We start from the raw sequence: 6,760 nt of genomic DNA, 5'->3' as shown, positions 1-6,760 counted from the left end.
CGAAAACCCGACATAGCCGGCGTAGAGGAAGGGCGGGTGCACCGCCAGGGCCCAGTCCTGCAGCAGGGGATTGAGCGACCGCCCTCGAGCGGCACATCGACAAGCCGGGCCATCGGGTTGGAGGCCAGCACCGTATAGGCAGGAACATCACGCCGAGCAGGCCCTGGACGGCCATGGCGTAGGTGCGCAGGCGCGGCGGCAGGCCGGCGCCGAACACGGCCACCGCCGCGCCATAGCCGGTCAGCACCACGCACCACAGCAGCATCGAGCCCTCGTGGCTGCCCCAGGCCCCCGCCACCTTTGAACAGCAGCGGCTTGGCCGTATGGGAATTGGCCGCGACATTGGCCAGCGAGAAGTCCCGACACCCACGAAGGCGTGGATCAGGGCCGCGAAGGCCGCCGCCACCGCCAGGAAGCTGCCCGGCCGCGCCGCGGCCGGCCCCGGCCAGGATCGCCGAGCGCCTCAGGCCGCCGAACCCCGACAGCAGGGTCTGGGCGACCGCCAGCATCAGGCCCAGCACCAGGGCGAACGCGCCGAATTCGGCGATCATGACATGGGCTTTCGGGTCTGGGGGCGGCGTAGGCGGGCTTGGCGCCGTTCGCCGGCGCCACTCGCCCTGTTCCTTCAGGGCCTTCTCCACTTCGCCGCGCATGTAGCGCTCGTCGTGCTTGGCCAGAACCTGGGTGGCGGCGAAGGCCCGGTCGCGTCGAAGGCCCCGGCGGCGACCACGCCCTGGCCCTCGCGGAACAGGTCGGGCAGGTCGCCGTTGAACCGTACCAGACTGGTCGCGCGCTGATCGGCGATCACGAACTCGACGCGGCCATCGGATGCTTGACCACGCTGCCGGGCTTGACCAGCCCGCCCAGCTGCACCTTGCGCCCGCCGGCACCTTGGCCTCGACGGCCTGGCGGGGGTGTAGAACAGCGAGATCGAGCTGCGCATGCCCCACAGGCCAGGCCGATCGCCAGGGCGACCACCGGGGCGATAGCCAGGAAGATCGCCAGGCGGCGGCGCGCCTTGCGCGACTTGGGAACCAGGGCCTGAGGAAGAAAGCTCATTGAACGGCCGCGTTTGAAGGGGTCTGGGCGGCCTGGCGAAGCGCCGCCAGGACCTTGGGCTGGTCGCCATAGCGCGCCTGCGCCTTGGCCAGGGCCGCGTCGCGCGCGGGGGCGTCGCCGAGCACGGCGTAGGAGCCGCACCCAGCCGTCGGGATCCATCGGGAATTGGCGTCCAGCCGCTGGCCAGCCCTGACCATGCCCTTGATCATGTCCGGAGTCGGGCCGCCGGCCGGAGCGGCGGGCGCGTCCGGCCCCGCCAGGCGGCCGTCGCGGGTCACCTGGGCGATTTCCTGGCCGAGCACGGCGCGGCGGCCGTCGCCGGCCGGCAGGCTGGCCTGCAGCGCCGTCCAGGCGGACAGACCGCCGGCCAGGTCGCCGTCGGCGATGCGGGCCCGGCCCAGATGGTAGAGGGCGCTGACATTGCGGGGATCGCGCTTGAGCCCCTCGGCGAAGGCGCGGCGGGCGTCGGCCCCGACCTCGCCCTGGCCCTCGGCCACGAAGGTTTCACCCAGACCGACCCAGAGATCGGCCCGCTGGGGGGCCAGGGCGACGGCCTGACGCAGGGCCTGGGCCGCGCCCGAGGCGTCGCCGCCGGCCATCCGGGCCAGGGCCAGGTGCCGCAGGGCCTCGACATCGCCGGGCCGTTCGCGGGTGATCTGCAGCATGACGGCGGCGATGCGCTCGGGGCCCAGCTGGGCCGGATCGGTGGCGCGCCATTCCGCCAGACGGCGGGCATAGGGCTGGTCATTGAAACCGGCGCGCCGACCGCGAGATAGAGGGCCAGGGCCGCCAGCGGCGCGAGGCCGGCGGCGGTGATCACCGCCAGCCGCATGCGCGGGCTCTCGACGGGCCAGGCGGTGGCCCCTTCGGCCGCGGCGATCAGCCGCCGGCCGGCCTCGGCGCGCGCGGCCTTCAGCTCGCTGCCGGCCAGCAGGCCGCGCTCGGCCAGGTCGTCGATCTCGGAGAGTTGGCGGCGGTGCACGGCCAGACTGGCGTCGTCGCCCCCGCGCGCGTCACGCCCGCGGCGGAACGCGCGGCGCCCCGCATCATCAGGGCGGCGGTTGCGGCCGAAAGGGCCGCCGTGGCGATCCAGAAAACGATCATCAGCGGGTGTTAGCCGGGAAATCCAGGGCCTGTTAGCGAAAAAACCGCTTAAGGGTCGCGTTCAGGCCGCGATGGCCGCCGCGGCGCGACGGCGCACGATTTCGGAGGTCTTGTCGTCGCGGGTGAAAGCGATCAGGCCGGCGGCGATATCGAGATATTTGCGGGCGACGCCGCTGTCGCCGCCCTCGCCGGTCCGGGCGACGTGCAGCACGTCCTCGATATATTGGTCCAGGCGGGTATTGAGCTTTTCCAGCACCTTGGTGCGGGTCGAGCCATAGCCGCTCTGGGCCGCGCAGGGCCGGATGTCGCAGATGAAGGCCAGCACGCCCTGGGCGCGGGTGATCAGGCGAGGGTCGGGGTCGGCCGTCAGGCGCGGAATGCCCTTGCCGCCCTTGCCGCCCAGCATCGAGATCGACTGCAGCGGCAGGGCCGCGGCCAGTTCCTTGTCGGCGGCGTTGAGACGGGAATCGGCGACCTGGGCGATGGCCTGCTTGAACTTGACGATGCGCCGGCCCCAGGGGCCGTCCTTGGACAGCTCGACCGACTGCTCGAATTCGGTGATCTGCAGCGCGATCCGCTGGGCCGCCGCGGCCGCCGCGCGGCCCGCCGCCTCGCCGCCGTCGAGATCGAAGGTGCGAATCGAATCGATGCCGCGTTCGATGTCGCTCAGCATCCGCTCGCCGAACACACCCACTTCGGACGCCGCCAGATAGCGGTCATTGGGTCGATCCATGACCGCCGAGATGACCCGCAGGATCCGCCAGTCGTCCGGCAGATGCGCCGCCAGCAGCGAAAACAGCCGCGGGCCGGCGTCCTCGCTGATGGCGCAGGCGTCGCGATAGGCCAGGCGCGCCGAAGCCGCCCGTTCGTCCGTCATCCGGCTGACCCATTCCGACAGCTTGGGCAAGGCCGAGCGCACGATGGTCGCCAGGTCGAGATAGTCGGCCAGTTCATCGCGGTCGCAGACGGCGTCCAGCGGGGCGAAGGCGGTCGAATCGGGGTCGCGCAGACCGAGGGCGGCGACGCGGCACAGTTCGTTGAAGATCTCGGGCGGACCCTGGTCGAGGTCCCAGGGATTGCACTTGGCGATGGCTTCCTCGACCCGCTTGGGGCGCTGGTGCGCAGCCCCTTCCACAGCAGGCTCAGGGCGCGGCTGGGGAAGGCCACCAGGTCGTCGTCACGCCGGCCGCACAGCGGCACGATCGGCGCCAGGATGGTGTTGCGGACGAAGCGATCGGCGGTCTCGTCCTCGACGAGGCTGCGAACAGACGCCAGGGGCCGTCCGTACCGGCCCCCGACAGGGCCAGTTCCAGGCTGCGCAGCGCGGCGTCCGGCGCGGTTTCCACCAGCATCCGAACCATCGCCAGTTTTTTCGTTGCGATAGCAGCCATGTGTCTCTGTCGACCACACTCCACGGGTCGCAGGAACCATGTTCCAAACGAGGTTAAGACTTTCCGAAACTCGTCGTTTTTCGTCACGCCGCCGCAAGGTCGCGGTGTCGCAGGACGCGCGCGGACCTAGCCGCCGGCGCGCGGCAGCTCCAGAACCACGCGCAGCCCGCCCAGGGGCGAGGCGTCCAGCGTCACCGAGCCGCCATAGGCCCGGGCCAGTTCATCGACGATGGACAGGCCCAGACCCGAACCCGGCGCGTTCTCGTCCATGCGCTGGCCGCGCTTGAGGGCGTCGGCCCAGCGATCGGCCGGCAGGCCCGGACCGTCGTCGTCGACGATCAGCCTCAGCCGCTCGCCGCTGACCCCCTCGGCCACCGCGCGAACCTTGCCGCGACACCATTTGCCGGCGTTTTCCATGACATTGCCGGCCAGCTCCATCAGGTCCTGGCGTTCGCCCTGGAAGCACAGGTCCTCGGGGCAACGCCAGTCGATCTCGACGCCCTTGTCCTGGAAGATCTGCTCCAGGGTCACGGCCAACTCGTCGAGAATCGGCTCGACCGGCGTCCGTTCGCCCGAGGTCTGGGAGCGGGCGGCGGCCCGGGCCCGGCGCAGGTGATGATCGACCTGTTCGCGCATGACGTCGGCCTGACGGGTCACCACCTCGGCCAGGGCGCCGGGCCGCTGGCTGGCCTCGGTCAGCATCACCGACAGCGGCGTCTTCAGGGCGTGGGCAAGGTTGCCGACATGGGTGCGCTGGCGCTCGACCACGTCCTGATTATGGGCCAGCAGGGCGTTGAGCTCGACGGCCAGGGGCTCCAGCTCGACCGGATAGGCGTGGCTGAGGCGTTCGGACTTGCCGCGACGCACCGACGCCACCTCGCGGCGCAGGCGAAACAGCGGCGCCAGGCCGACGCGCACCTGCACCACCACCGCCGAGATCAGGCCCAGGCCCAGGATCAGCAGGGCGATGGCCGTGATGCGGGCGAAGCGACTGGCGTCGGCGTCGATCGGCGAGCGGTCCTCGGCGGCGATGAACACCACCGGCCCCTCGAAGCCCGGCAGGCGGGTCAGGATCGCGGCGGCGCGCAGCGGGCGATTCTGCGGCCCCGGCAGGTCGAAGAACAGGGTCTTGCCCGGGGCGGCGGCCAGGCGATCGGCCTGGACGGCGGGGATCGCCAGCATGATGTCGAACAGCGAGCGCGACTGCTCGATCATCGCCAGCTTGCCGTTCGGCCGCAGGGCCAGGATCTGCCAGTAACGACCGGAATAGGCGCGGGTGGCGCGGATGTCGGTCAGGAACGGGGCCTTGACCCGGCCGTCCTCGACGCTGGACCCGGCATAGAGGTCATCGGTCAGCACGGCCAAGGACTGGTCAAAGCGGCGGATCGCCGCCTCGCGGAACTGGGCGGTCAGGAAGGTCCCGGCCAGCAGCAGCACCACCAGGTTCCACACCCCGGCCAGCACGACCAGACGACGAACCAGGGACGGCTTGCCCAGGTCGAGCTTCATGGCTCAGCGCGCCCCGGCGCGGATCACTCGCTGGTCTCGCCTTCCAGGGCCGTCAGGCGATAGCCCAGGCCGCGCACGGTCTCGATGCGGTCGCTGCCCAGCTTCTTGCGCAGCCGGCCGATGAACACCTCGATGGTGTTGGAATCGCGATCGAAATCCTGGTCGTACAGGTGCTCGACCAGCTCGGTGCGGCCGATCACCCGGCCCTGGTGCATGATCATGTAGTGCAGCAGGCGGTATTCCAGCGAGGTCAAGCGCAGGGGCTCGCCATTGACGCTGGCCCGGGCGGCGCGCGGATCCAGGCGCAGGCCGCCGCACGACAGGCTGGGCGAGGCATGGCCGGCCGAGCGGCGCAGCAGGGCGCGCAGGCGGGCCAGCAGCTCCTCGGTGTGGAACGGCTTGGTCAGATAGTCGTCGGCCCCGGCGTCGAAGCCGGCGACCTTTTCGTTCCAGGAACCGCGCGCGGTCAGGATCAGCACCGGCGTGGCGACGCTGCCCCGGCGCCAGCGCTCCAGCACCGACACGCCGTCCACCTTGGGCAGGCCCAGGTCGAGGATCACCGCGTCATAGGGCTCGGTCTCGCCCAGGAACTGGGCCTCCTCGCCGTCGGGGGCGTGGTCCACCGCATAGCCGGCGTCCGCCAGGGCCAGCTTCAGCTGGCGCGACAGGTCGGGATCGTCCTCGACGAGCAGGATACGCATGGAAGCTTCCTAGTTGGCGCTGAGGATCTGGCCGGTCTGGGCGTCGACGATGAAGTCGATGCGGCGACCGTCGGCCGTGGCCCAGCGTACGCGATAATTGTTGCCTTCGAGCCCGGCGTCCAGCACCCGTCCCGGCGTGCGCCGCGCGATGCGGTCGATCACCTGGCTCAGCGGCACCAGCCGGCCCGACTGCACGCCGCCCCGCGCCTGGTCCTGCTGGGCCCGCCAGCCGGCCCCCAGCGAGTCCGGCGCGCGCTGCGCCGACGCCGCGCCCGGCAGGGCGGCGGCGGCGATCGCGGCGGCGAAGAGGATGTGGATCGGCTTCATGACGTCGGGTTTAAGGGACCACGGCTGAATGGAGACTGAACGCCGCCGTTATGACGGGGGTGGGGCGTTCTGTCACGGGGCGGGGTGCGAGACGTCAAAGGCCGATCAGCAATTGGAGCTTGGCGCGCACCTCGGCCAGCACGGGTTCGGAGGCGGCGCCCTTTCGCGAGGCGCGCCTAGCCACCCAGTCAACGCTCTTGACCTGATCGGCCAGCACCGCGCTGGCGTCATCGACGATCACTTCGAACGGATAGCCTTTCAATCGGCTGGTCATGGGGCAGCAGATCATCATTCCGCGCTGCCCGTTATAGGTGGAGGGCGACAGCACCAGCGCCGGGCGGTGGCCAGCCTGCTCGTGGCCCGCCTGCGGATCGAACTGCAGCCAGACGATGTCGCCGGCCTCGGGGACATAGCGCGCCGTCACCAGACCTCCTGGCCGACCGGGGCGCCAAGATCGATCTCGTCAGGGAAGGTTTCAGGCGTCATCCGCGCCAGGCTCATTCAGATCGAAACTCGGCGCCCGGATGGGCTCGATGATGATCCGGCCGTTTTCCTCGCGCACGTCCACGGCCTGGTCGATCACGATCGACGCCGCCGCCATCACCGTCGCGGGAATACGGACCGAGGCGCTGTTGCCCCACTTCTTGACCAGAACCTGCATGCGAGACC

Annotated in this window: 9 protein-coding genes and 2 pseudogenes; all 11 read right to left on the bottom strand. The window is 70.7% G+C overall.

Going from position 1 to position 6,760, the window contains the following annotated elements; translation table 11 throughout:
* Nucleotides 1-551: pseudogene (ccsA, locus tag CSW58_RS08785) on the bottom strand (cytochrome c biogenesis protein CcsA); the annotation flags it as partial.
* 74 nt (nt 552-625) lie between these two features.
* Nucleotides 626-943: a cytochrome c maturation protein CcmE gene (locus tag CSW58_RS08780; RefSeq protein WP_369825136.1), complete on the bottom strand. Its 318-nt coding sequence runs from the start codon at nt 941-943 to the stop codon at nt 626-628.
* Between the two features lie 112 nt (nt 944-1,055).
* Nucleotides 1,056-1,724, bottom strand: a complete 669-nt coding sequence (locus tag CSW58_RS15140) for a tetratricopeptide repeat protein (RefSeq protein WP_236627730.1) — start codon at nt 1,722-1,724, stop codon at nt 1,056-1,058.
* A 149-nt stretch (nt 1,725-1,873) separates the two neighbouring features.
* Nucleotides 1,874-2,041 (bottom strand): annotated as a pseudogene (gene ccmI / locus CSW58_RS15135) (c-type cytochrome biogenesis protein CcmI); the annotation flags it as partial.
* Nucleotides 2,042-2,224: 183 nt separating this feature from the next.
* On the bottom strand, nt 2,225-3,298 hold the full coding sequence (locus tag CSW58_RS08770; RefSeq protein WP_369825135.1) for a hypothetical protein: 1,074 nt from the start codon (nt 3,296-3,298) through the stop codon (nt 2,225-2,227).
* 7 nt (nt 3,299-3,305) lie between these two features.
* Nucleotides 3,306-3,515 (bottom strand): hypothetical protein, encoded by a 210-nt coding sequence (locus tag CSW58_RS16205; RefSeq protein WP_369825134.1) that lies wholly within the window; start codon nt 3,513-3,515, stop codon nt 3,306-3,308.
* A 165-nt stretch (nt 3,516-3,680) separates the two neighbouring features.
* Nucleotides 3,681-5,063 carry an ATP-binding protein gene (locus CSW58_RS08765; RefSeq protein WP_099447037.1) on the bottom strand — a complete coding sequence of 461 codons (1,383 nt, stop codon included), beginning with the start codon at nt 5,061-5,063 and terminating at the stop codon, nt 3,681-3,683.
* Nucleotides 5,064-5,086: 23 nt separating this feature from the next.
* Nucleotides 5,087-5,764 carry a response regulator transcription factor gene (locus CSW58_RS08760; protein WP_099447036.1) on the bottom strand — a complete coding sequence of 226 codons (678 nt, stop codon included), beginning with the start codon at nt 5,762-5,764 and terminating at the stop codon, nt 5,087-5,089.
* Between the two features lie 9 nt (nt 5,765-5,773).
* Entirely contained in the window at nt 5,774-6,091 is a 318-nt protein-coding gene (locus CSW58_RS08755; protein WP_099447035.1) for a PepSY domain-containing protein, read from the bottom strand.
* A 94-nt stretch (nt 6,092-6,185) separates the two neighbouring features.
* The gene (gene mazF, locus CSW58_RS08750; RefSeq protein WP_099447034.1) at nt 6,186-6,515 is read right to left on the bottom strand and encodes an endoribonuclease MazF; all 330 of its coding nucleotides are present in this window, start codon (nt 6,513-6,515) and stop codon (nt 6,186-6,188) included.
* A 51-nt stretch (nt 6,516-6,566) separates the two neighbouring features.
* Nucleotides 6,567-6,760: AbrB/MazE/SpoVT family DNA-binding domain-containing protein (locus CSW58_RS08745; protein ID WP_236627729.1), on the bottom strand; the 194-nt coding region annotated here is incomplete at its 5' end.

It is taken from the genome of Caulobacter sp. B11 (genome assembly GCF_002737765.1).
In the GTDB taxonomy this organism is placed as follows: domain Bacteria; phylum Pseudomonadota; class Alphaproteobacteria; order Caulobacterales; family Caulobacteraceae; genus Caulobacter.
This window is presented reverse-complemented; position numbering and strand designations above follow the sequence as displayed.

Bases quoted from the DNA above. Each gene is read 5' to 3' on its own strand.
- CSW58_RS08780 (WP_369825136.1), bottom strand. From the start codon at position 943: ATGCGCAGCTCGATCTCGCTGTTCTACACCCCCGCCAGGCCGTCGAGG.
- CSW58_RS15140 (WP_236627730.1), bottom strand. From the start codon at position 1,724: ATGCTGCAGATCACCCGCGAACGGCCCGGCGATGTCGAGGCCCTGCGG.
- CSW58_RS16205 (WP_369825134.1), bottom strand. From the start codon at position 3,515: ATGCTGGTGGAAACCGCGCCGGACGCCGCGCTGCGCAGCCTGGAACTG.
- CSW58_RS08765 (WP_099447037.1), bottom strand. From the start codon at position 5,063: ATGAAGCTCGACCTGGGCAAGCCGTCCCTGGTTCGTCGTCTGGTCGTG.
- CSW58_RS08760 (WP_099447036.1), bottom strand. From the start codon at position 5,764: ATGCGTATCCTGCTCGTCGAGGACGATCCCGACCTGTCGCGCCAGCTG.
- CSW58_RS08755 (WP_099447035.1), bottom strand. From the start codon at position 6,091: ATGAAGCCGATCCACATCCTCTTCGCCGCCGCGATCGCCGCCGCCGCC.